The sequence below is a fragment of the Zooshikella sp. RANM57 genome (assembly GCF_050749885.1).
Taxonomy (GTDB): Bacteria; Pseudomonadota; Gammaproteobacteria; order Pseudomonadales; family Zooshikellaceae; genus Zooshikella.
This window is the reverse complement of record NZ_JBOIUB010000002.1, coordinates 468,704-492,259: the sequence shown is the minus strand read 5'-3', so window position 1 is coordinate 492,259 and position 23,556 is coordinate 468,704. Positions and strand designations below refer to the sequence as shown.

Sequence of the window (23,556 nt, the reverse complement as noted above, 5' to 3'; positions counted from 1 at the left end):
CGCAGATTAGGCTATAACTCATCTATAATCAGTATGTTATTGGGGGATATCTGCGGCTAAAATTAATATAATAAATGGCTGTAGGAATAAGGCTGTTAATTATTATTGTATCTGCATTGTTACTTTCCTGAATAATCAGACTATAAGGGGGTATATAAAAATTACTTGTGATGGGTATATATGCAGATGGTCAGTTTAGGGCAACAGCATGATTAACGGAAAAATTTTCCTTATATTACTATTATCATGTGATTTATGTTGCGGATGCCCGTTAAAAAAAATGCATTATATCACTGAAGAATATCCTCCTTATAATTATATTTCAGACAACAAACTAGTTGGTATAGGTGTTGATGTACTAATAGCGTCTTCAAAAATAGTTGATTGCCCTGTTCGTCGTAGTGATATAAGAGTGTTACCTTGGGCTAGAGCCTATAAAATGACCAAAGAAAAAAAAGATACAGTGTTGTTTACGATTGCGAAAAATAAAGAAAGGGAAGCACTCTTCTTATGGGTGGGACCTTTTATTGAGGCAAAGAATGTATTGATCGCGAAAAAAACATCCAATATTACTATCAATAATTATGATTTAAATAAGTGGATAATTGGTGCAATTCGTGATGATATTAGTTTTTTATTGGCGGTTAAGTCTGGTATTAGTGAGGATAGATTTAGGTTTACACGATTACCTGACAACTTGGCTCATATGTTGTCAAAAGACCGAATTGATATGTGGGCATACACGGATCATTCTGCTTGGTGGATTTTACGTAAGTATGGATATGATAGGGCTGATTTTGAGGTGGTAAAAGTATTGGGTGTATACGAAGATTTTTTTGCCTTTAATTTACAATCTAACCCTGCAGCAGCTGAACTATTGCAAACAGGGATTGATATGTTGAAAAATACACCTGGTAAAATTGGTAAGTCGATGATGGAAGATATTCTTCTTAAGTATTTGTAGAGTATTTTTTTAAAACGTCATAATCACATTGAGTGACGTTGATAATTGATTAACCATGAAAATGTACAGTTATGGACACACAAAGTTTTATCCTTTAATTAATAATCGATCGAGCGTTCGTGTGGTTAACAATCTTTTTAATAAGGCAAATAAATGAGTTGGCAAAGTTACTCGGTAGCGCGCTTTCGGTTTTTTGCTTTCTAACGCAAGTATAAGTTTTGCTGTCACTTCCTCTGGACCCAAAGTAAATGGCGTTGTCACTTCTGTCTTCTCCAATCGGTCAAGTTGAGCTTTATAACTTTCATAGTGTTTACTCGCCTGCCAATCAATATTTTGTTTAAACTTTGCTGCAGCATTGGCTCGAAACTGGGAAATAATTGGCCCCGGCTCAATCAGTGAAACTTTGATGGGTGAGTCTTTCAACTCAAGACGAAGCGTATCCGTTAACCCTTCGATTGCGAATTTTGAAGCGTTATAAGCACCGCGATACGGCATACAAACAACCCCCAAAACTGAACTGTTTTGAATAATTCTGCCATGGCCTTGTTGGCGCATTACCTTAAGTACTTTTCGTGTCAGGTGGTGCCAGCCAAAGACATTCGATTCAAACTGTTGGCGTAATACTTCTGTTGGTAAGTCTTCAATTGCACCTGGTTGGCCGTAAGCGCCATTGTTAAATAAAAAGTCTAGGGTACCACTGGTTCGTTGCAGAATTTCCTCAAGTGCTTGTTCGATCGAATGTTGCTCATCTAGATCGAGCCTAATACTCTCCAGTCCTTTGTCAATGAGTGCATCAACATCGACTTGCTTTCTTGCGGTTGCGAAAACACGATATCCACGTTCTTTCAACGTATGCGCTGCATGTAGACCAATTCCCGATGAACACCCTGTTATTAGAATGGATTTTTGAGGCATAGTCTTAACTACCTTTGGTTTTCATTAAGATACCAAGGGTAATAATACACAGCTTGTAGTACAACACTTTTGGTTCAGCACACCAATAGATGCAGACCATGCAGGAATAACTTGACAGTCTCATTTTTAAGAACTACATAAGCTAGTTGTAGTAACATTCTAAAAACAGCACTACTCAATCCAATAGGGACATTAAAATGGCTGCACGAAGCACTCTCGTTATCTTTCAAAACCTAACTGGAGAAACACTCTCACTGACTAATGCAAAGCTAGATCATGGAGTCTGGACTCAAAATATGTATCCCCCTGAAAAAGTTTCTCCTGATGACAAAGTTCAGTGGGCTTCTGAATCAGATGGATTTATGACAGGTACCGAAGGGTCAGTTACTTATCATTGTACTGATGGTAGTGTATACATCCATTGGGATAATCCTTACATCGGTGGTAATTCTTACTCAGACCAAGCACCTGATGGTTACGAAATAACACGAAGTGGCGGTTCGGGAGACAATGCAACGGTTACTTTTGTACTGCAAAAAAAGACTGACGTAAAAAAAACCATTGAACGAAGATAAAATTCTTTTGAGATAGATTGAAAATCTTGTTGTTTAAGCTCAGCAGGTTTAACCCTAGCAGACCAGCAGGGTTAAACCTCTTTCTCGATGAAGCAAATTTTGATTTATATATGATACACGCCATAAGCGACTACCCCTGCACTACCTAACCAAATAAATATTTTGAATTCAGCCCAATGATCTTCCCAATAAGTTCCGCGAAACATGCTAATTATATCGGGAGTAAACCAAAACTTTATGCATTCGATAAGTTCATCCTTGTCGCCGAATAGCAGTTTGTACATTGCCCATAATGTCAAAAAGAATGCTATTCCTGTGAAAATTTCGCGCATAACTTCACCTTCCTCTTTCCCGATTAAATGTTAATCATACTAGAATATACCATACCGACTTAATCTACCCATAAATGCAAGAACGAGTGTCAGTCCAACCATAATGGCTATTTTTTCGGTTGAGTAATCAATCAATAGGGTTGGCTAGGTAACAGTTCTTTCTCCAATTAAATTTCGCTTCACACTAAAGTGAGTTTAGTGAGTATTCACACCCCTAGAGCTACCCTCTCCTCTCTACAGGCAGACTTATTTCTCATCTAAATTTTTACAACATGAGCTATCCAACTGTTGCTTGCCATCAGAGTGCATTGAAATACAGATTATGCTCATTGAACACTATTTGACTGGTGAAGTTTTATGGAGATAGCAAGAAGGTTGTTTGCAGGGCTTGAATTGGTTTGTGGAGCAGGTATTAATTCAAATTCATGTACTGGATTGATTCGATGTGTTGAGGTAAGTAGTAGTATTAATCAATAGACTTGACCGCTTTACCTTGTTTTATAATTATCTAACATTTTTATGATATACATCATATGATGTATATGATTTTATGGCATAAAAAAACTGTGGTTAAATGATATAAAATGTGTGTTTTAATAATACGGTTATCGGTTGAATTAATATAATGCGGCTCTGTCGCATATTTTTACTGAATGATAACCTTCGCGGCTCCATTTAACGCCATGGTTGTTTTATAGTCTACACTGTGCCTTGGCGAATGCTTTAAAGGTCGTCACGAAAGATAAAAATTTGCGACAGATTCGGACAAGTTACTGGTTATGACTACCTGAAGGCGTAACAATATAAGCTATTTTGTTATAACCATTGCTAGCATTAGTGATTCTAAAATCAACTTTTTCGCCACTAGAGTAAGCTTTTAATAGCACAGATTGAAGGAAACTATCTTTATCAGTGAAGTAAAGATAATAATTTGCTCTAGTGTTTGATCCGATTTCAACATGTCCACCACTGACTGTACAAGTCTTCTTATCTAGTACTACATAGTGTTTTGTTTCGCTACTCGAACTACTACTATTGATGTAAAGGCCTCGTATTTTGGAGCTCACAACCGCTGGATTACTGTTATCCAAACAGCCTGCAAAAGCATTACCAGTTAAATACAGTAGCAATAATGTCAGTGTTGCCCTTTTCATAATTATGTATCCCTTAATAGTCTTAATTAAAATCACCCGGGATTGTGACTTTGTTATCGTTATTGGTCAAGCTGTACTTTATTAGTAAATTCATATTAATTTTGTTTAAGTTAATTTTATTTTAATAATTACATAGATAAATCAGCATGGCACGCTGTTAAATAGTTTTTATACCTGTAGAGATGTATTATTAATGGTCACGTTGAAAAGGCTATTTTTTTACTAAAACATTGTTATACAACATTTAGATAACTCACGTTGAACACGCCGTAAATACATCCCTGTAGGCTTGGTTGCCGCTTCCGTGCGGCAAACAGTTCAACATAAGCTATCTAACTGTTGTTTACCATCAGTGCTTATTGAAAGACAGCTTACGCTTATTGATCAACATTTGAGTGGTGACGTTATTGATATAGAAGAAGGTTTGTTTGCAGGAGACTTGCCCCCTTTACCCTCGATTATGCCATATATAGTGCACTTATTTACAACGGACTCGCTTTGAAAGCTGTTGTCCTTCTAATGTGTTTATAGTAAGAGTATTATTTGCTGTATTTAGCTCAAACTGTTTGAAAGATTCCCAGCTTTCACCTTCACCTGATATTGAAAAAGTTATATTTAGCTTTCTTTCGTTCTCGACGTTGACCCTTGTGACCTGACCCTGACTCTCCCAATAGCGTACAACTCTAGCTTCAATCTCCATCCTCATATCACTGAATGGCTGAATACATGCTTCATTACTAGTGTCCCATGTACCATGAAATAGTTTTGGGATTTCTTCAAGTTTTTTCTCAGCTATTGCTGAGTTACTAAACATAAAAAAGATCACTAGAAAATATTTCAGCATCCTAAACGTCCAAATTGATATGCACATAACGATTAATGAATCGTCATTATAACATAAGCCATTACCTTATTGCAGGCTTTATGAATAAGGGGACAAGTTGCTTTTTTAGAAATACTTCTGAGCGTTGCATAATGAGCATAATCTGTCTTTCAATGCACAGTTATATTGTTAGGTATTTAATGGAGCAAGGTGCAGATATTGATGCGCGGTCTTTTGATGGAGAAACACCGTTAATGACAGCAATAAAGCGAGGTCATATCAATATTGTAAAGGATCTTGTCGACGCTGGTGCAGACCTTAATGCTACTGATGGTAATGGATTAACTGCAAAAAACTGGGCGGAAGATTCAAATAATCAAAGTATTTTAAAGTTTTTAGACGAGGCTACAAAAAAATAGCTTAAATAATTTTTATGAATAAACTGTCGTAAAAAAGGTTATTTTTTATTCTTGCTAATGCCCTTATTGCACCACCCTCCCCCGAATACCCTATTGTGGTACTTATAAATAAGCAATGAATGTTAAGTCAGCTCCAGTCACTATACTGAAATTAAATATAACAATGAGTGCTGTAACCAGGGGCCGTTCATGAACATACCCTATGATGCTATTCGCCAGCTCCCACGCTCTGGTGAGTCTTGTTACTTGCTGCTAGATGGTGCCAGTGAACCAGGGTTGCTAAACCGTATTTATGAAAAAGAAAAAGCACCACAGGTGTTTCCTCTTTTTGAACAAACGCTTTTTGCTGAATTAAGTGATTTATCCCCTTTAGTGGTCAAGGTTGACCCCTTTGAACGTGTCTTAAAAATCAAAAAATGCACAGTGATCTAAGAAAAAGGCTACAAAATAACCAAGGAGTAGTTTAAAACTGATAGGAATGGGCTCTTCTTCTGTTTACTATTCGTTTACCCAAAAAACAGAGAACAAAAAAAGAGCCACAATGCATTATTCAACGGATTTGACAGATAAGCAATGGAAAGTCTTAACACCTTTACTCCCAAAAACGAAGTGGCAACCAGGCAGTAGAGGTCGTCCACCTGTAGATAGGCGAACAGTCATTGATGGCATACTTTATGTTGTTAAAACAGGCTGCCAATTGGGTATGTATTACCTGTTTGCTGAGCACTCAAAAAAAATACTACACATTAAAAGCAGATTATGTGTTTTTGAGGAATTATATCAATAAAACACTGATACACTTAGGGAAAAGCGTCTTGACAATATGCGGATGAGGTGCAGTCATGACCCTAAGTTTGGGTAAAAAAATTGGCTTATTAGTGGCTTTTTTATTGGTATTACTGGTCATTAAAGATATTGTAGCTGGTTATCAAGAAAGGAATAAACTTTTTACACAACGCCAGCATGAAGCATCAGCGTTAACAGAAGTTATTCACTCTGTTTTAGCATATTACCAGTCTCAACAAGGTAGCCTGGGCATGGAAAAAGCCCAGACAATGGCTTTGGAAACGATTAATGAAGTTCGTTTTAACGAAGGTAATTATTTTTGGATTAATGATTTAAATAATAAATTTTTGGCACACCCCATGTTGCCCGAAAAAGTAGGGAAAGACATGACCAATTTAAAAGGACCTGATGGTGTCTACCCTATTCGAGAGGCAACCAAAACAGCTAAAGCCGGTGGTGGCGCTTTCTTTTATCACTGGCAAAAGCCTGGCTTTGCTAAAGACAAAGTATTTCCCAAAATGTCTTATGCGCGATTATATAAACCTTGGGGGTGGGTTATTGGCACGGGCAGCTATGTTGATGATGTTGAAAGTGAGTTTTTTTCTTCAACATTGCAGCGACTTACAGTGAGTTTAGTACTCATTATTATTGGCGTGCTGGTCAGTTGGCGGTTAACCAAACACATAACCCATCGTATAAAAGCCGTTGAGCACGGTTTGGAACAGGCTGCTGAAGGAAAGTTACAGCAAAATCTACAAGCGGAGGGGCAGGATGAAGTAGCATGTATGACGCGTTCTTTCCAGGCGATGGTGGGTTCTGTTCGAAGTCTCGTTGATTCCTTAAAAAAAACCACATCCACTTTACAAGAGGAGGCTCAGGCAATTTTGCATACCGCTGAAAAGTCTGACAGCGCTTTTAACCAGCAAAACTCTGAGCTTGACCAGTTGGCTGCTGCAATGAATGAAATGGTAGCCTCTTCGCAAGAAGTTGCCCGTAATGCACACAGTACCTCAGAGTCATCAAACGAGGCACGTAAAGTGGCTGAAGAAGGTGGGCAGGCTGTACAAAGTAATATGACAGCCATTAGCACCCTTGCTACAGATGTGCAAAAAGCGGTAGAAGCGGTTGCGGAAGTGGATAATGATATGGCGAAAATAGAAGGATTTGTTGGGCAAATTCAAGACATTTCCGAACAAACCAATTTATTAGCACTCAATGCGGCTATTGAAGCTGCGCGTGCGGGTGAACAAGGTCGAGGGTTCGCCGTTGTTGCTGACGAAGTGCGCACTTTGGCGCAGCGTACTCAAACTTCAACAAAAGAAATACAAGATATGATTGCTAGCTTAAAAAGTAGCGTGACGGATGTTGTTAATTTAATGAGTGCTAATAAGACCAGTGCAGACCAAAGTGTAGAGCGTGCTGAGGTTGCGGCAAATACTTTAACCAGTATTATTGAGCGGATTCAGGAAATTGATGATATGAACACCCAAATTGCGGCTGCCTCTGAAGAGCAAACGGCGGTCTTTGATGAAATGAACCGAAGTATAAATAGTATTGCCAAATTAAGTAATGAAGTATCTGATAATGTTCAACAGTCGCTGAAGCAAAGCGATATGATGAAAGATATTTCAGAAAATTTTGCGAATATGTTGGTCCATTACCAGTGAAAGAAATTGGTCTAATTTTAATTATTCTGATAGCGGGTATTTTTTCTGAGTGGGTTTCTGCAGCAGCCCCTAAAAAACTGTGTGAGGCTCCACTTATTGTTGGCTGGGAGTATTGGGAGCCTTTTCAATTTCAGGATGAGCAAGGAAACTACACGGGGCTTGATTTAGACATTTTACAAGCTGTTTTTGCCTGGACACAGTGTGAGTTATCATTTGCAGAACGTCCATGGCAACGTTTACTCATCGATATACAAACAGGCTCGGTTGATATTTTACTGGGTGCTTCAAAAACGGCTGAACGTATGGAATTTAGTTATTTCTCACGGCCTTATCGTAAGGAAAAAATGGCGCTGTATATTCGTGCAGCGGACCAAAAAGACTATATATTTAAATCGTTGGGGGATATTGTTTACCTGCCTTTTACGTTGGGTGTTACCCGAGGATATTACTACGGAGAGGAATACGAACAGCTTTTAAAATCAAGATCTTTTCGAGAACAGTTGGTAACTGTTGCACGTGATAAACAACTTTATCCGCTGTTATTGCAAGGCCGTATCAATGGTTTTTTAGCAGAGACTTATTTTGTCGCATATAATTTTTTAAATAAAGATAATAGCAAACAAGTAATACGTTATCCCCTTCCCCTGTATGAAAGTGATATTCATGTAATGTTTTCACGTAAAACCATATCTGCTGATTTAGTCACGTTATTTAATCGTCATTTACAAGAGCTTTCCATAAAGGGCTATTTGCAAAAAATAAAATCAAAATATTGTGCTGACTGTTAATATACTCAAATGAAGAATGGAAATCTTTTTTTTCTGTGTTGTCTTTAGTCGCCTGCCTAAGCTTACTTTGCACCATTAACGTTGCCATAAACTGAACTTGATTGTATTTAATGAGTCCCAAGGTTAGCTACTATTAATAATGGGGAGCCATATGCGTTTACAGCGTAAAATAAATACGGGACTATTGTTTGGTTTGTTGGTGCAAAGTTTTTCGCTCTTTTCTAAAGAGAATCCTGTTAGCCAGCAACAACTTGATGCTCAACGGGGTGCTAATGCAGATAAAGTGGTCGAAGCGATTAATCAAAATACCCCTCAGTTATTAGTGACGTTGTTTCCTAGTGGTCATGCACCAACCCAGGAAAAATTAGTGCAATTTATAAATCAAGTCAGAAAACATGTAGGTCTGATAAAAATCGTTAGAGCGGGCAGAGAAAAGAATTTTAATAAAACCTCTTTTTTATACTCTATTGACAATGGTTTAATAACTCAAATTGGCCGACAGTACACTATTGTCAATAACAAAGGGCAAAAGACAACATTACAAATGTCATATCCAAAAGGAAGTGTGGATGTTGGTTTAATCGGGGTTGAGCCCTTTTAGCTATACCTCAACGATTATTTAATGAGATTTCTTTGTAGTTCATTGGTAGACATGAGAGTGCACTTCACCCTGTGAATCCTCCAGAGAAGGATTCACAGGATGTTAGAAGAGCGTTATGTAAATTTCAGACAGTCAATGTCGTAAAATAGAGGCATTAATAGTATAAGCCTAATTGTTGTTTAAGATGGATATTTTCCCTTTTTAGCTCTTTTACTGCTTCAATTAAGACTCCAACCAATCCAGCATAATTAACTTGCTTAAAGCCTGTTTTTTTATCAGCGCTAACCAGTTCAGGAAATACAGCTTCAACTTCTTGTGCGATGACGCCAATGTCTTGGCGGTTATTGTGTTTCCACTCAAAATACTTGCCGTTAAGTTGTATAACTTTATTCAATGCATCTTCAACAATTACTTCATTTTGTTTTAATCTGCGGTCACTAAACCTCATAAAGTTAGGTCTTGATAAACATTCTGTATATGCATCCCCCGTAAGATGTTTACACATTTCGTGAGAACCAGCTAATAATGGAGATGAGGACATTAATAAGACGGATGCTAAAATAAATTTTTTCACAGGTGTGTACCTAATATTCCTGAGGATTTAAATTATTAATAGTTCAGGCCAAGTTGCAGTTTTAAGGTGTCATTTTCTTTTTTAAGTTCTTTAACTGCTTCAATTAAGACGGCAACCAGACCATCGTAATTAACTTGTTTAAAGCCTGTTTTTTTATCGATGGAAACTAACTCAGGAAAAACTATTTCAACTTCTTGTGCGATAACACCAATGTCTTGGCGTTTGTCGTGTTTCCACTCAAAATGTTTACCATTCAGTTGAGATACCTTATTCAGCGCATTCTTAACAATCACTTCGTTTTGCTTGAGGTCTCTATCACTAAAGCGAGGCCGTGGTAATGTATCTAGATAGTCTGCGATACATTGCATTTGCGCTTCAATGTCGGCGATATTGTTACATTTATCATCTGCTGTATCTGCCCCATATGCGGGAAGTACAAATAATGAAAGCGCTAAAGTGCCAATTAATTTTTTCAACGTTGTTATCCTTATTTGATTTTGGTCAACATGCTCCTTTTATTATCCTGATCTGGATCAATGTCTGTATATTACTATTATGCAACGCGTTGTATGTATTTATATTACTATTGTTTCTTTAAGTAATATAATCTAACTGTCGTATAAATAATTTAAAGCTTGTACTTCAGTTTGATAATGCGTTCATTACATTATTTAAACTCTTAAGAATTATTAAATTTAGAAGCCAGGCAAATGCCTGGCTATGCAGTAACTGAATTAATGACGAGCTCGATTTAGCTGTGCGGCATGGAACATTACATGATAAATATAGTTTTGTTCATGCGTTCCATGAATCAGATGGGCCCAAGGTCCTCCTGCATAGATCGCTACATCTTCTCCACTATGGGTTTCTGCTGAGGTCGGAATGAGCGCTTGTTGCTGAAAGTGGCTATCTGTGGTGTCAACAGAGGTTAGGTCATCACGGCCATGGTTACTAACAGCACCAGGTCCATTCATATAACCTAAGGTGGTATAGGGTAAATCATCATCTGCTAACGTGTCTTTACTGCTTGGGCGGCCCTTACTGTTATTACCGTGGACTTTACCTAAAATAGGATTTCCCCGGGTTGGGTAGCCGGCCATGGTTAATACATGACTGTGGTCAGCCGTAACAATGACAAGAGTATCTTTCAAGTCAACCATTGATAGTGCAGCCTGAATACTATTCGCAAAGGCTTGAGTTTCATGGAGTGCACGATAGGCGTTGCCGGCATGATGTCCATGATCAATGCGTCCACTTTCAACCATAAGGAAAAAGCCTTGTGGTCGTTTGTCTAATATTTTTAATGCTTTTTGGGTCATCATTTTAAGGGTTGGCTCACCGCGTGGGTTACCGCTATTTTGATCCGTATGAAATGACATATGGCTGCGATTAAATAAGCCCAGCACATGCTGTTTATCATCATCTAATTGTGAAAGTTGGGCTTTATTCCAGACAAAAGCCCCTTTTCGTGGATAACGCTCCAGCCATTCAGTAATTAGGTTACGACCATCCTCACGGCGTCCTCGTTGGCTATGGTTGACCAAGTCACGCTCTGTTTCTGGAATAAAGTGTCGCCAACCACCACCAAACGCAACTTCTAGACCATCACCATAAGGAAACTCCAACAATTGTCGGGCAATATCTTTACACCCCTGTTGTCGTGCTTTTTTGGGCATTTCGTCATCACTTTCCCAGTCCCGCTCTGTGACATGGGCATATGTTGCGGCTGGAGTAGCATGTGTCAGTCGTGCTGTTGTAACGACACCCGTTGCCATACCGGCCTGCTCTGCTTGTTCAAGTAATGTTTTCAAACCATGAGCTTGAGCAGGACTGCAATCACCTCGGTCAGGAATCTGGTCAATGGATATATAACCCGCGCGCGTTTTTACCCCAGTCATCATCGCAGTCATGGTTCCTGCTGAATCAGGTGTTTGCTGATTAGTGTTGTAGGTTTTGGCAAGACCAACATAAGGCAGTTTTTCGAAGCTTAATTGATTTTCTTCACCAGGTTGACCTTTACTTTGTCCATCAAAAATACGGCCCGCAGTAACAGTGCTAACACCCATACCATCACCCACAAATAAAATAATGTTTTTGGCGCGATGGGTATTGGGTTTTAGCGCAATGGCTTGACGAAGGCTTTGTTGTCCTTGTTGATACCACATATCAGGTGATTCAGTAGGTTTGGCATGGACTGTGGTAATGAGGGTACTGAGTAACGTACTAATTAATGTTGTAGACCATATTGATGTTTGACTGTAAGACATTGTTTTTCCTTCTTGTTGGCAGAAAACGCAGCCAGCATAAGAAGTGAATGTAACAATTACGCGACAGTTAATTGACAGTATTAATTTGCTTTGGGTTGAGCATTTTATTACTGCTAATGTTAATAGAAATAGGTATACACACAGCCCTCCTCTTCACGCGCTAAAAAACCTTCGTTATGGGTATACTTTTAATATAACGATAATTTGTCTGATGTTTTATAACCATTTTGCATGTGCATTTTGAATGAAATTATTGGAGTTATCGTTTTCCTTCACTAGTTTATAAAAGTACTTGGTGAATTTTTTAGGATGTATTCATTCCTTGGCTAAGGGTTTCAATCAATGCGTTTAATCGCTTGGGTTAATACGATTTTGCTGAGCTGTCTGCCTTTATTTGTATTCGCTGCACCAAAGCTGATTCCTGTGCTGATAACTGATGTTCAACGAGAGCCTTTTTCAGAGCAGATTGAGGCGCTGGGTACCTTACGTGCGAATGAAGCAGTGACGCTTTCGTCAACTGTGACTGAAACCATTACCGCCATACATTTTACGGATGGTCAGCGGGTGAAAGCGGGTGAAATTTTAGTGGAAATGACCAGTTCTGAAGAACATGCTTTATTGGAAGAAGCGCGTTTTACCCTTGAAGAAGCCGAGCGACAATTCAAACGTGTGCAGGCATTAGTCAAGTCAAATCTAGTATCAAAATCGTTGTTGGATCAACGGCGGGTGGTGTATGAAACCGCTCAGGCTAAATTACAAGCAACCCAGTCTCGGCTGGCGGACCGACTCATCATTGCGCCCTTTGATGGCGTTGTAGGCTTACGAAATATCAGTGTTGGTTCGCTTGTTGAGCCTGGAGATCCTATCACTACGCTTGATGATGATCGTGTAATGAAGCTTGATATCGCTGTACCTGCCTTATTTTTAGATATTTTACAGCTGGGATTACAGGTACAGGCAAGATCAAGAAGCCTTCTAAAACAAACCTATGAAGGAAAAATTGTCAGTATTGATTCTCGTATAAATCCAGTGACACGTTCAATTATTATTCGTGCATTGATTCCTAACAATACACGACAGTTAAAACCTGGAATGCTAATGACGGTACGCTTAAATACACCCGTCCAGGCACGGTTAATGTTGCCTGAAGAGGCGTTGGTGCAAGAGGGATTTAATCGGTACACCTTTGTCGTTAAGACATCAGTCACTCCACCTGTGGTTGAGAAGCGTAAGCTGGTGACAGGCTCGCGTAAACCAGGGGCTATTGTTGTGAAGTCAGGTTTGGTACCAGGCGAGTGGGTTGTGACTCATGGGGTGATGCGTTTAAATGATGGTAGTGCTGTTGCCATTATAAAACAAACGTCAGGTAAGGAAGTGAAGGAGCATTCATCGTCGTTAGACGCTTCTGCTACTACCACATCAGCCCCCTCCTCTTCTTCATCGAGCTTAAGGGAGTAAAATATCGATGCTCCTTTCAGATATCAGTATAAAACGCCCTGTATTTGCGTCAGTGATTTCTTTATTGTTAATTGCTTTTGGCATTATTGCATTTGAACGTTTACCGCTACGCGAATATCCTGATATTGACCCACCCATTGTTTCTATTAGTACACGTTATCCTGGTGCCGCAGCCGATATTGTCGAAACTCGTATTACGCAATTAATTGAAGACCGAATTTCTGGTTTGGAAGGGATTAATTACATTGAGTCGAACAGCAGCGACGGGCAATCGCAAATTAATATTGAGTTTAATTTAAACAGGGATATTGATGCTGCGGCTAATGATGTCCGTGATCGGGTATCTCGTGTATTAGATGATTTGCCCCCAGAAGCAGAGCTACCTGATATAGAGAAAGTGGATTCAAATGAAGATGTTATCATGTGGCTTAACTTAACCAGCAATCGACTGTCTGTGCCTGCGTTAACGGATTATGCCGAGCGTTATTTAATTGATCGATTTTCGATTATAAAAGGTGTTGGTCGTGTACGGGTCGGGGGTGGACAAAGTTTTGCTATGCGTGTCTGGTTGGATAGGACTCAACTTGCTGCCCATGATCTTACTGTGAGTGATGTAGAGCAAGCACTACGTTCTGAAAATGTAGAATTACCAGCAGGTAACATTGAGTCTGTTAATCAAGAATTCACCATACGTTTAAAACGCGCTTTTCTGATTCCAGAAGATTTCAAACAGCTGGTTATTGCGCGGGGAACCGATGGCTACTTAGTGCGTTTAGGGGATGTTGCTACGGTTGAAAAAGGTACAGTTGATTATCGTACGTCCTTTCGTGGTAATGGCGAAAATATGGTGGGCATTGGTATCACTAAACAATCAACGGCAAATACGATAGATGTTGCTCGTGCTGTAATAGAAAAAGCAGAGCAATTAAATAAACGATTACCTGAAGGGATGTATATTCACAACAGTTATGATTCATCGGTTTTTATTGAAGCGGCCATTATTGAAGTCTACAAAACGCTGACCATTGCAATGGGACTCGTTGTATTTACCATGTATTTATTTTTAGGCAGCATGCGAGCAACACTTATTCCTGCCGTGACGGTTCCTATTTCATTAATCGCTACATTTATTGTGCTTATGTTAATGGGTTTTACTGTTAATTTACTGACATTACTGGCACTCGTCCTCGCAATTGGACTCGTGGTTGATGATGCGATTGTTGTGTTAGAGAATATTCACCGGCGAATGGATACCCATAATGAAACGGCTTTAGTGGCAGCCTTTAAAGGTACACGACAAGTAGGATTTGCTGTTATTGCAACAACGCTCGTATTATTAGCGGTATTTGCACCTATTTCTGTGTTACAAGGAGATATAGGAAGGTTATTTTCTGAGTTTGCATTAACCATCAGTGCTGCCGTGGTTTTTTCCAGCTTGGTGGCGCTAACCCTTTCTCCGGTATTAGCTTCTCGTATTTTAAAACCGATGAATAATGACCGTGGGTTAGTCCGTCATGTTGACCATTTATTCAGTCGAGTAAGGGGGCATTATCAGCAGTGGTTGGAAACCTGCATTAACAAACCTTACATTGTGATGATTCTTTTTTTAAGTATGGTAGGAGTATCATTTTTTTTAACAAAACATATTCCTGCGGAGTATGTGCCTAAAGAGGATCGAGGGGCTTTTTTTCTGTTAGTCAATGGGCCTGAAGGGGCCACCTATGCTTACATGAAAAAATATATGGATGAAATTGAACAACGATTGTTGCCTTTGGTTGAAAATGATGAAGTTCAGCGACTCTTAGTGCGTACCCCCAGAGGAAGTTTTAATTCTGGGTTTGTTATTATTGTGTTGAATGATTGGTCACAACGCCGTTCAGCGTGGCAGATCATGGCTGATGTTAGAAAAAAAACGGCCGATCTTGCTGGGGTGACGATTTATCCTATTATGCGTCAGGGGATTAGAAGTCGAACAGGTAAACCTGTTCAGTTTGTGATTGGTGGTGCTACTTATGATGAATTAGTTAAATGGCGGGATATTTTATTGGAAGAATTGGCTAAACAAAATCCTGGCTTTGTGGGTATTGATAGTGATTTTAAAGAAACCAGTCCTCAGGTGTTTGTGCGAATTGATTACCAGCGAGCAGCTGAATTAGGGGTTTCTATTCAAAATATTGGGCGAACATTGGAAACGATGCTGGCTTCGCGAAAAGTAACAAGCTACATCGAAGAGGGAGAAGAATATGATGTGCTGGTTGAGGGCAAACGTGACCAGCAAAATACACCTAATGACTTAACAAATATATATGTCAGATCTGAACGATCAGGTGAACTTATCCCTCTTTCAAATTTGGTGATACTAGAAGAATATGCTGGCTCTAAAACACTGAATCGTTTTAACCGAACCCGAGCCATTACGATTGATGCTAATTTAGAAGATCATTTGTTATTAGGCGATGCCCTCACCTACCTTGAGCGTTTAGTGCGTGAACACTTACCTGACAGTGTCGTCATCGATTATAAAGGGCAATCTCAGGATTACCAAAAATCGAGTGGCGCAAGCTATTTTACCTTTGGTCTGGGTATTTTAGTGATGTTTTTAGTTTTAGCTGCACAGTTTGAAAGCTATGTTGATCCCTTTATTATCACGCTGACAGTACCTTTAGCCATTGCGGGTGGTTTGTTTGGGTTATGGCTTACGGGTAATACGCTTAATCTTTATAGCCAGGTAGCACTTGTCATGTTAATAGGATTGGCCGCTAAAAATGGCATTCTTATGGTGGAATTTGCTAACCAGTTGCGAGATAAAGGTGCTGTTGTTAAAGAGGCTATCGTACAGGCTGCCCAGGTTCGGTTACGCCCTATTATTATGACCAGTATTACCACAACGGCAGGCTCCATTCCACTGATTATTTCTTCTGGCGCTGGTGCTGAAACACGACAAGTTATAGGCATTACCTTGTTTTTCGGTATCATGGTCGCAACTGTTTTTACACTCTTTGTTATTCCAGTAGCGTATAACTTACTTGCCAGATTTACAGGGTCACCAAAAGCTGTTGCTCATCGTTTAGAGAAAGAACTTAAAATGTCAGAAGATGATAATATTTGAAAGTTGAAATAGCTGGGATAAAAATCACCATTTTTAGAGGTGCCCTAATGAGTATATTCTGTCACTCTATTGTATTCTTGCGTTTTATGCGCTTTTTTGTCGACTTTCAAACGTTCTACTTCGGAATACCAGTAACGCATAAAGTCGGCTGTTAGTTTTTGTTCAATTGTGGTGGCCTCTTTGGTAGAGCAAAAAATGCTGATACTAAACTCATTTTTACCTAAAGTAGTTGTCGTGATTCGCACACTGGCTTCTGGTCCGGGAAGATCAACACCGAGTCGTTTCTCAAGCAGTTTTTCGTATTTTTTAGCGAGTTCTTCATGGGGTTCACAGTATATTTTGGCTTTTGCTAAAATAAAGTCTTTTGCCTGACAAACATTCACAAGATCAGAGTCACGGGTGATTGTAAAAGTATGTATTACATAGTGACGCATAAAATTGAGGTTATAAATGGGGGATAAAAACAGTTGATTGTTAGGAATGACTAATGTTTTTCCAGTATAAACATAACTCATTGATTCTAGATCAATCTCAAGTAACTTGGTCGTTAACCAGTCACTACTAACGACTTTACCACAGTGATCCCCAATTTTTATCCAATCTCCCACCGCAAAAGCACGTACACTGGTTTGATAAATTGCACCCATAAAACACTGAATAAATTCGCGCGTTGCGAAAATTAATGCCACTGTAAATGTGGCAATGGATAAGGCGACAAATTTTAATTCTGATAACCAGATGATGATGAGTCCTACTACAACGAGTGTGGTTAACGCATTTCTAATACCATTTATCCAGCGTCTTGGCAGTTCATCCTCACCTGAAGGTATTTTCCGAAGCTGTTTTACGGCTAACCAACGAATGCAAATCGCAATAATGATAAGCAAGGCTGAAACAATAAGTTTATTTTCAGTAATAAGTTCGTTCATAGTGTCATTATTAATAAGGCGGTTTATTGTCTAAAGCAATGCAGAGAGCAATGTAGCTATGCCTAGAAATGACATAAAACCTGCAATGTCAGTAATGGTTGTTAAAATAATTGATGAAGATTGTGCAGGGTCTTGTCCTAATTTTGTAAGAATAATTGGTACGACAGCACCTGACATGCCTGCCATGACCATTGAAATCACCATGGCAATGGCAATTACTAATGCGAGCCCCATACTACTGCTCCAAAAATATACGCCAATAGCTGTGGTTAATGCTATAACGATACCATTGACGATGCCAATGTTAATTTCTTTGAATAAAACCCTTAACCAGTTTCTAACGGTTATTTCCTTTAGGGCGAGACCTCTTATTGTCACCGCTTGGGCTTGAGCCCCCGCATTTCCTGATTGCCCTGCAACGACGGGTAGTAATACAGCTAATGCCGTGAATTTGGCAATAGTATCCTCAAAAATAGCAACAACAGAGGCGGCAACAAAAGCTGTGACGAGGTTAATTTCCATCCACGGTAATCTTTTTTTAATGGCAAATAAAGCTTTTGACAGTGCACGTTCTTCCCTGCTTACCCCAACCATTGCTTGTATATCCGTTAAGGAGTTGTCTTGTAAGGTTCGCAATAATGAAGGGTGTTGAATGGCACCTAATAGTTTACCGTTAATATCAACGACAGGTAGTGTTTCTAATTTAAATTGAGTGAGCTGTTCTGCCACATCATCAAGTGAATCAAAGGGTGAAATCAGTGCTCTAGGGGGCAATGCTAATTGCTGGAGGGGTTCACTGCCTTCACTTAAGGCTAATGCGGTAATATCCACGATACCTAACAGTTGTTGGTTATTATCAACCACAAAGACTTTTCTGATAGGTTTATGCTTTTGTTGGCGTAATAATTTAAGTGCATCATCCGCTGTACTTTCTGGATGCAAGCGGATAACACGAGGGTCCATCATTTGCCCTGCTGTTCTCTCAGGGTAGGCTAATAAGTTTTTTAAGTCGTTAACATAGTCTTCAGGTAAATTATCGAAACAGCGTTTCTTGTCTTCCGGTGATAGCCGGTTAAGCGTTTGTGCACAGTCAGGTGAATCCATCGATAACAGTAATTGTTTTTGAGCATTATCATTCAGTAAGGGCAGCAATTGATCTGCATAATGAGGCGGAAAAAAATTCCAAATGCGTAACAGTGTAGGAACAGGTTGCTCGCCTAATAATTGGGCTGTTTCTTCCGGTTCATAGGATTCTAAAACACTTGCAGCCTCTTTAGAGTAATCAAATAAAAACTGCTGGCTTAATCGAGTAATGGCAATATTATCAACTGTCATGTTTGCAGACTGGCTAGCGTCGACCATGTTGTTCTTCCCTGTTACTATTAAGGTTCCAGGCATCTCGTAATGCTTGCCATACCCCAATGACACTATCACTGATTAACAAACCTAAACTACTATCGACTTGCGTTGTTTTTATAGCTTTGTCAGGCATACTTTTTAATTGTTCTACAGCCTTATTTAAGGTGCTGTAATTGAGAACGCCAATAAACTCATTATTTCTATTGACGACGGGCATGACGATGGAATGGCTCCAATCAGGGTGTTGCTGTGCTTGAGTGAGTTGTAATCGAGACTGTAATGCTGCGGGCTTGGCATTCATATAGTCATTTAGTAATTTATTTTCTGGGTGTCCCATAATATCCGTGGCAGAAATAACGCCGACTAAGTAGCGTCTACGGTCAAGGATAAAGAGGCGGTGGGGTATGGCGCCTTGAAAAAACTTCAACTGTTGAAGCGCTTCTGCAAAGGTATGGGTGTTTCGTAAGGTCAGTACTTGAGGATCTATCCAAGCACCCACCACATTTGAAGGGTAAGCCAACAGTATTTGGATAGCCTGTGCTTTTAACGTTGGCATTTGGTGTAAAATAGCTTTCCTCTTGGTTTGTGGAATCCCTTTAAGAAGTGTTGCAGCATTAATGGATGATAGTTGTATAAGTAAATGGGTGGCGGCAAGTTGATCCAGGCACGCTAAACAGGCAATTCCTTTTGCGGTACTTAATTGTTCAAATACAGGTGCTGCTGTTGTTACAGGCGCTAAAGAAAGTAATTCTGCTACAGCCGTTTCAGGTAATGATTCTAAAATTTTGGCAGCAGCAGCGGGCGCTCGTTCAAGGTAGGTTAATGCTAATTGATGTTTACTTTGCATTGACCGTATCCTCGTTATCATTCTCCGTGTCTGGTTCTGTAACACTACATTTTAAGCATGGCTCTTCTGTAAAAAATTTTGCAGGAATATGTAATTCTCCTGCAATCGTTTCGAGAATGACGGCATGAGGAGTAATTTCCAGAATCTTACCTTCATGTTGTCCAATTTGAATGACTTCACCCGTTTGATACTGCCGATGCACATACCGGGCACTAATAAAATTACTGACGTGTTTAGGGGTTGCTAGGCCAAAACCTAGTGCAAAAGCACCTAATATCGCGGCCAGTGCGACTGTTGCTATATTGACTATAAATGAAACATCAATACCTACTTGGCTCGCGCCAATTAAAATTGCACTACCGGCCAGCATAATTTGGGCAATACGCCCTAGTATATCACTGTGTCTGAGATTGGCAGCTAGTGCTGCACTGGTGGCGAGGTCTTTCGCCATTTCACCAAAAATAAACCCGCCAATAATAATGATAATTCCTGCCAGTAATGTGGGTAGGTAAACTAAAAAACCATCAATCCATTTGGTAAAAATTGCAATACCCAAAATGTTAGTGGCTAACCCAATAAAAATAATAATGGTTATCCAATACACCAATAAGGGAAAAAAACGACTACTCACAGGTTGAAGCTGTTCGATATAACCGGCTCCAGATCGTGATAGGCGATGTAATAGTCGGTTAGTATTATCAATGAGCCGACTGCAAACATCCTTTAAAAATCGAGCAACAAACCAGCCAAATATAAGTAATAATAAAGCCGTAAAAAAACGTACAATTGATTGACTCACCTGGGTGAGAAATTCTGGTGTAATAAATAGGGAAGAAAACCAAGGTGAAGATTCCATTCTCAGTCCTTGCCAATGGTCATCAACAAAAAATTTAGGGCATCTCTAAAAAAGTGTATTTTTAGAGATGCCCTATATCAAGCTTTAATGTTATAGCATTGATCGTCAAGGTTAATCATAGAGCTTATTTTCTTGTTAAGTAAAGCAAAGTGAGGATAAAGACGTCGCGGGTTGGCTATGTTAGAAAATAAGTTATACACGCTATGTTTTAATTGGCTAGATATTCAGAGGAAATTTTAGGCTATGCTTGAAGTATATATTTGCTTCACAAGGAGAGTAATCAGATGTCCATCTACTATATTGCTTATGAATTACATGATGGTGAAATAGATGACTACTGTTCTATGGAAGAAGTTTTACAACAATTAGGTGCTGAAAAAATAATGCCATTTATGTGGCTTATCCAGTTACCCGGGTCCCAAACCAAGCTATTTGATATGATTAGAAAGTACTTGCCGAACCAAGAGCAGGATAAGTTAATCTTCATAAAACCTAAAGAAGTTTGCACAAGTAAAGCGCTTGATTCTATTCCAGGTAGTAGAGCGTTGTCTGCGATGATACCCGAGGCAACGTAACATGATGTGACATAGTGAACAGCAGCTATTTTCTAACACACCTTTTGTACAACGTCTGCATAATGCCCTTCGAACACGCTGTGAATCCTTCCCTGGAGGCTTGGTTGCCGCATCCTTGCGGCAACCAGTTATGGTGTTATCGCGTGACGCACTATTTCAGATCAAAACGATCTGCATTCATTACTTTGGTCCAGGCTTTTACAAAGTCTTGGACAAATTTTTCTTGTGCATCATCTTGCGCATACACTTCAGCATAGGAGCGGAGAATGGAGTTTGAACCAAACACTAAATCTACTCTGGTTGCCGTCCACTTGACTTTACCACTTTTACGATCGGTCACTTCATACAGATTTTTGCCTGCAGGCTTCCAGCTATAGTTCATATTGGTTAAGTTAACGAAGAAGTCGTTACTTAAAACACCTTCTCGATCAGTAAATACGCCGTGCTTGCTACCACCATAATTCGTACCCAGCACTCGCATCCCACCGATCAACACTGTCATCTCTGGTGCTGTTAGGCCCATCAGCTGAGTTCGATCAAGTAATAGTTTTTCTGCTGATACCGTATAGTCATGTTTTTGCCAATTACGGTAGCCATCGTGAATAGGTTCCAATATGGCAAATGACTCCGCATCGGTCATTTCTGCTGTGGCATCGCCACGACCTGGAGCAAAGGGGATGGTAATATTAAAACCTGCATCTTTGGCCGCTTTTTCAACCGCGGCGGTGCCTCCTAGAATAATCAGATCGGCTATGCTGACTTTTTTACTCAAGCCAGCTTGAATGCCATCCAGTGCAGTCAGTACTTTTTGTAAACGTTTAGGCTCGTTACCTTCCCAGTCTTTTAAGGGGGCCAGACGAATACGTGCTCCATTGGCACCACCACGGTAGTCTGAACAACGAAAAGTTCGTGCACTGTCCCAGGCTGTTGCCACAAGTGCTGATATGCTTAAGCCGCTTGCCAGAATTTTTGTTTTAAGGTCTGCAACTTCTGCATCAGTTAAGGTGTAATCAACCTTGGGTATAGGGTCTTGCCAAATAAGATCTTCTTTAGGTACATCGGGGCCAAGATAACGACTCTTAGGCCCAAGGTCTCGATGAGTCAGTTTGAACCATGCTCGTGCAAATACTTCAGAGAAGTATTCTGGGTCTTTATAAAAACGTTCAGATATTTTTCTATAGACGGGATCTTTAATCATTGCCATGTCGGCATCAGTCATGATGGGGTTATAGCGTATAGAGGGGTCTTCAACATCAACGGGTTTGTCCTCATCTTTAATGCTGATGGGTTCCCATTGCCAGGCGCCTGCAGGGCTTTTCTTTGATTCCCACTCGTGGTTAAAGAGCATGTGGAAGTAACCATTATCCCACTGGGTTGGATGTGTGGTCCATGCGCCTTCAATGCCACTGGTGACGGTATCACGACCAAAACCTTTACCGTTTTTATTGTGCCAGCCTAATCCCTGCTCATTGATATCTGCCCCTTCAGGGTCTGGACCTACTAGCTCTGCATTACCATTACCATGGCACTTGCCTACAGTATGGCCACCAGCTGTGAGCGCAACGGTTTCTTCGTCATCCATTGCCATTCGAGCAAACGTTGTTCGTACATCCTGAGCGGTTCTTAATGGGTCAGGCTGCCCATCAACGCCTTCTGGGTTTACATAAATTAATCCCATTTGTACGGCGGCTAACGGGTTTTCATCGTGTAATTTACGTTGGTCACTGTCGGCACGATCTGCGTTTTTATCAAGCCACTCTTTTTCTGAACCCCAGTCAATGTCTTTCTCTGGGTGCCAAATATCGGCACGGCCACCAGCAAAACCAAAAACTTTTAACCCCATGGACTCATAAGCCATGGTACCGGCAAGAATAATTAGATCTGCCCAGGATAATTTGTTGCCATATTTCTTTTTAATGGGCCACAGTAAACGACGGGCTTTGTCCAAGTTGACGTTATCCGGCCAACTGTTGATAGGGGCAAAACGTTGATTACCCGTGCCGCCACCACCTCGACCATCGGCAATACGGTAAGTACCCGCAGCGTGCCAGGCCATACGGATCATTAAACCACCATAATGTCCCCAGTCTGCAGGCCACCAATCCTGGCTGTCGGTCATGAGTGCATGTAAGTCTTGCTTTACTGACGTTAAATCCAGCTTTTTGAATTCTTCCGCATAGTTGAAGTCTTCGCCCAGAGGGTTGGTTTTCGTATCATGTTGATGAAGAATATCCAGGTTGAGCGCTTCAGGCCACCAATCCATGTTTGAAGACCCAACCGAGGTTTTTCCACCATGCATAACGGGGCATTTCCCCGCAGCGCTATTGTCATTTCCCATTTTTAGCTCCTCTCAGTATTGGTATATGGGGTGCCTTATGAATTGTTCAGTTTTCAATATAGAGTTCCCCTGGCAAACACAACAGTTGATTTAGTTTTTGATACTGATAGTTTTTTTTAATCGTTATAGTGGTAGTTGAACCTTTCACTTTAAAAGAATCCGCACTTCGTTTTGGGTATCACAACAACGGTTATTAAAGAGTGTCAGGGAATGGGTGTTA

Annotated in this window: 23 protein-coding genes; 11 read left to right on the top strand and 12 right to left on the bottom strand. The window is 40.0% G+C overall.

From position 1 onward, the window contains the following. Window positions 1–208 precede the first annotated feature (208 nt). Window positions 209–964, top strand: coding sequence for a substrate-binding periplasmic protein (locus ACQ96U_RS06820; protein WP_431720493.1), 756 nt, complete (start codon window positions 209–211; stop codon window positions 962–964). A gap of 87 nt (window positions 965–1,051) precedes the next feature. On the opposite strand, the gene ACQ96U_RS06815 is transcribed toward ACQ96U_RS06820, so the two are convergent. Beyond that, the gene (locus tag ACQ96U_RS06815; protein ID WP_431720492.1) at window positions 1,052–1,879 is read right to left on the bottom strand and encodes an SDR family oxidoreductase; all 828 of its coding nucleotides are present in this window, start codon (window positions 1,877–1,879) and stop codon (window positions 1,052–1,054) included. A gap of 197 nt (window positions 1,880–2,076) precedes the next feature. Here ACQ96U_RS06815 and ACQ96U_RS06810 point away from each other — a divergent pair, with 197 nt between their 5' ends. Continuing rightward, window positions 2,077–2,454, top strand: a complete 378-nt coding sequence (locus ACQ96U_RS06810) for an aegerolysin family protein (RefSeq protein WP_431720491.1) — start codon at window positions 2,077–2,079, stop codon at window positions 2,452–2,454. Window positions 2,455–2,558: 104 nt separating this feature from the next. Here ACQ96U_RS06810 and ACQ96U_RS06805 read toward each other — a convergent pair whose 3' ends face one another. The 3 genes from ACQ96U_RS06805 to ACQ96U_RS06795 form a co-directional block, all read right to left on the bottom strand. Further along, on the bottom strand, window positions 2,559–2,786 hold the full coding sequence (locus ACQ96U_RS06805; protein ID WP_431720490.1) for a hypothetical protein: 228 nt from the start codon (window positions 2,784–2,786) through the stop codon (window positions 2,559–2,561). Between the two features lie 770 nt (window positions 2,787–3,556). Next, window positions 3,557–3,940, bottom strand: a complete 384-nt coding sequence (locus tag ACQ96U_RS06800; RefSeq protein WP_431720489.1) for a hypothetical protein — start codon at window positions 3,938–3,940, stop codon at window positions 3,557–3,559. A gap of 478 nt (window positions 3,941–4,418) precedes the next feature. Then, window positions 4,419–4,754 (bottom strand): hypothetical protein, encoded by a 336-nt coding sequence (locus ACQ96U_RS06795; protein ID WP_431720488.1) that lies wholly within the window; start codon window positions 4,752–4,754, stop codon window positions 4,419–4,421. 65 nt (window positions 4,755–4,819) lie between these two features. Here ACQ96U_RS06795 and ACQ96U_RS06790 point away from each other — a divergent pair, with 65 nt between their 5' ends. From ACQ96U_RS06790 to ACQ96U_RS06765, 6 genes are all read left to right on the top strand, one after another. Next, window positions 4,820–5,182, top strand: coding sequence for an ankyrin repeat domain-containing protein (locus tag ACQ96U_RS06790; protein ID WP_431720487.1), 363 nt, complete (start codon window positions 4,820–4,822; stop codon window positions 5,180–5,182). Between the two features lie 189 nt (window positions 5,183–5,371). Then, window positions 5,372–5,614 carry a DUF4123 domain-containing protein gene (locus ACQ96U_RS06785; RefSeq protein WP_431720486.1) on the top strand — a complete coding sequence of 81 codons (243 nt, stop codon included), beginning with the start codon at window positions 5,372–5,374 and terminating at the stop codon, window positions 5,612–5,614. Window positions 5,615–5,723: 109 nt separating this feature from the next. Further along, entirely contained in the window at window positions 5,724–5,969 is a 246-nt protein-coding gene (locus ACQ96U_RS06780) for a transposase (protein ID WP_431720485.1), read from the top strand. Between the two features lie 55 nt (window positions 5,970–6,024). After that, on the top strand, window positions 6,025–7,635 hold the full coding sequence (locus ACQ96U_RS06775; RefSeq protein ID WP_431720484.1) for a methyl-accepting chemotaxis protein: 1,611 nt from the start codon (window positions 6,025–6,027) through the stop codon (window positions 7,633–7,635). Further along, on the top strand, window positions 7,632–8,423 hold the full coding sequence (locus tag ACQ96U_RS06770; RefSeq protein WP_431720483.1) for a substrate-binding periplasmic protein: 792 nt from the start codon (window positions 7,632–7,634) through the stop codon (window positions 8,421–8,423). Before ACQ96U_RS06775 ends, ACQ96U_RS06770 begins: the two co-directional genes overlap by 4 nt. Window positions 8,424–8,574: 151 nt before the next feature. After that, on the top strand, window positions 8,575–9,024 hold the full coding sequence (locus ACQ96U_RS06765; RefSeq protein ID WP_431720482.1) for a hypothetical protein: 450 nt from the start codon (window positions 8,575–8,577) through the stop codon (window positions 9,022–9,024). 154 nt (window positions 9,025–9,178) lie between these two features. On the opposite strand, the gene ACQ96U_RS06760 is transcribed toward ACQ96U_RS06765, so the two are convergent. The 3 genes from ACQ96U_RS06760 to ACQ96U_RS06750 all read right to left on the bottom strand — a co-directional run bounded on the left by ACQ96U_RS06760 (window position 9,179) and on the right by ACQ96U_RS06750 (window position 11,865). Then, window positions 9,179–9,598, bottom strand: coding sequence for a tail fiber domain-containing protein (locus tag ACQ96U_RS06760; RefSeq protein ID WP_431720481.1), 420 nt, complete (start codon window positions 9,596–9,598; stop codon window positions 9,179–9,181). A 35-nt stretch (window positions 9,599–9,633) separates the two neighbouring features. After that, window positions 9,634–10,074: a tail fiber domain-containing protein gene (locus ACQ96U_RS06755; protein WP_431720480.1), complete on the bottom strand. Its 441-nt coding sequence runs from the start codon at window positions 10,072–10,074 to the stop codon at window positions 9,634–9,636. Between the two features lie 258 nt (window positions 10,075–10,332). After that, a complete protein-coding gene (locus ACQ96U_RS06750; protein WP_431720479.1) occupies window positions 10,333–11,865 on the bottom strand; it encodes an alkaline phosphatase in 1,533 nt (510 codons plus the stop codon). 342 nt (window positions 11,866–12,207) lie between these two features. On the opposite strand from ACQ96U_RS06750, the gene ACQ96U_RS06745 reads away from it, so the two are divergent. Both ACQ96U_RS06745 and ACQ96U_RS06740 read left to right on the top strand, forming a co-directional pair. Further along, window positions 12,208–13,323 carry an efflux RND transporter periplasmic adaptor subunit gene (locus tag ACQ96U_RS06745; RefSeq protein WP_431720478.1) on the top strand — a complete coding sequence of 372 codons (1,116 nt, stop codon included), beginning with the start codon at window positions 12,208–12,210 and terminating at the stop codon, window positions 13,321–13,323. A 7-nt stretch (window positions 13,324–13,330) separates the two neighbouring features. Next, window positions 13,331–16,432: an efflux RND transporter permease subunit gene (locus tag ACQ96U_RS06740; RefSeq protein ID WP_431720477.1), complete on the top strand. Its 3,102-nt coding sequence runs from the start codon at window positions 13,331–13,333 to the stop codon at window positions 16,430–16,432. Between the two features lie 44 nt (window positions 16,433–16,476). Here the strand turns inward: ACQ96U_RS06740 and ACQ96U_RS06735 are convergent, their stop codons facing one another. Genes ACQ96U_RS06735 through ACQ96U_RS06720 form a run of 4 tightly spaced genes read right to left on the bottom strand, consistent with a single transcriptional unit; the run spans window position 16,477 to window position 20,423 of the window. Continuing rightward, a complete protein-coding gene (locus tag ACQ96U_RS06735; RefSeq protein ID WP_431720476.1) occupies window positions 16,477–17,361 on the bottom strand; it encodes a mechanosensitive ion channel family protein in 885 nt (294 codons plus the stop codon). 30 nt (window positions 17,362–17,391) lie between these two features. After that, a complete protein-coding gene (mgtE, locus tag ACQ96U_RS06730) occupies window positions 17,392–18,723 on the bottom strand; it encodes a magnesium transporter (protein ID WP_431720475.1) in 1,332 nt (443 codons plus the stop codon). Continuing rightward, window positions 18,710–19,567 carry a magnesium transporter MgtE N-terminal domain-containing protein gene (locus tag ACQ96U_RS06725; protein ID WP_431720474.1) on the bottom strand — a complete coding sequence of 286 codons (858 nt, stop codon included), beginning with the start codon at window positions 19,565–19,567 and terminating at the stop codon, window positions 18,710–18,712. The genes mgtE and ACQ96U_RS06725 overlap by 14 nt, the downstream gene beginning before the upstream one ends. Then, window positions 19,557–20,423 carry a mechanosensitive ion channel family protein gene (locus ACQ96U_RS06720; RefSeq protein ID WP_431720473.1) on the bottom strand — a complete coding sequence of 289 codons (867 nt, stop codon included), beginning with the start codon at window positions 20,421–20,423 and terminating at the stop codon, window positions 19,557–19,559. Before ACQ96U_RS06720 ends, ACQ96U_RS06725 begins: the two co-directional genes overlap by 11 nt. Window positions 20,424–20,707: 284 nt before the next feature. Between ACQ96U_RS06720 and ACQ96U_RS06715 the strand changes: the two genes are divergently transcribed. Next, window positions 20,708–20,998 (top strand): hypothetical protein, encoded by a 291-nt coding sequence (locus ACQ96U_RS06715; protein WP_431720472.1) that lies wholly within the window; start codon window positions 20,708–20,710, stop codon window positions 20,996–20,998. Window positions 20,999–21,149: 151 nt separating this feature from the next. On the opposite strand, the gene katG is transcribed toward ACQ96U_RS06715, so the two are convergent. Then, a complete protein-coding gene (katG, locus tag ACQ96U_RS06710; protein WP_431720471.1) occupies window positions 21,150–23,336 on the bottom strand; it encodes a catalase/peroxidase HPI in 2,187 nt (728 codons plus the stop codon). Window positions 23,337–23,556 lie beyond the last annotated feature (220 nt).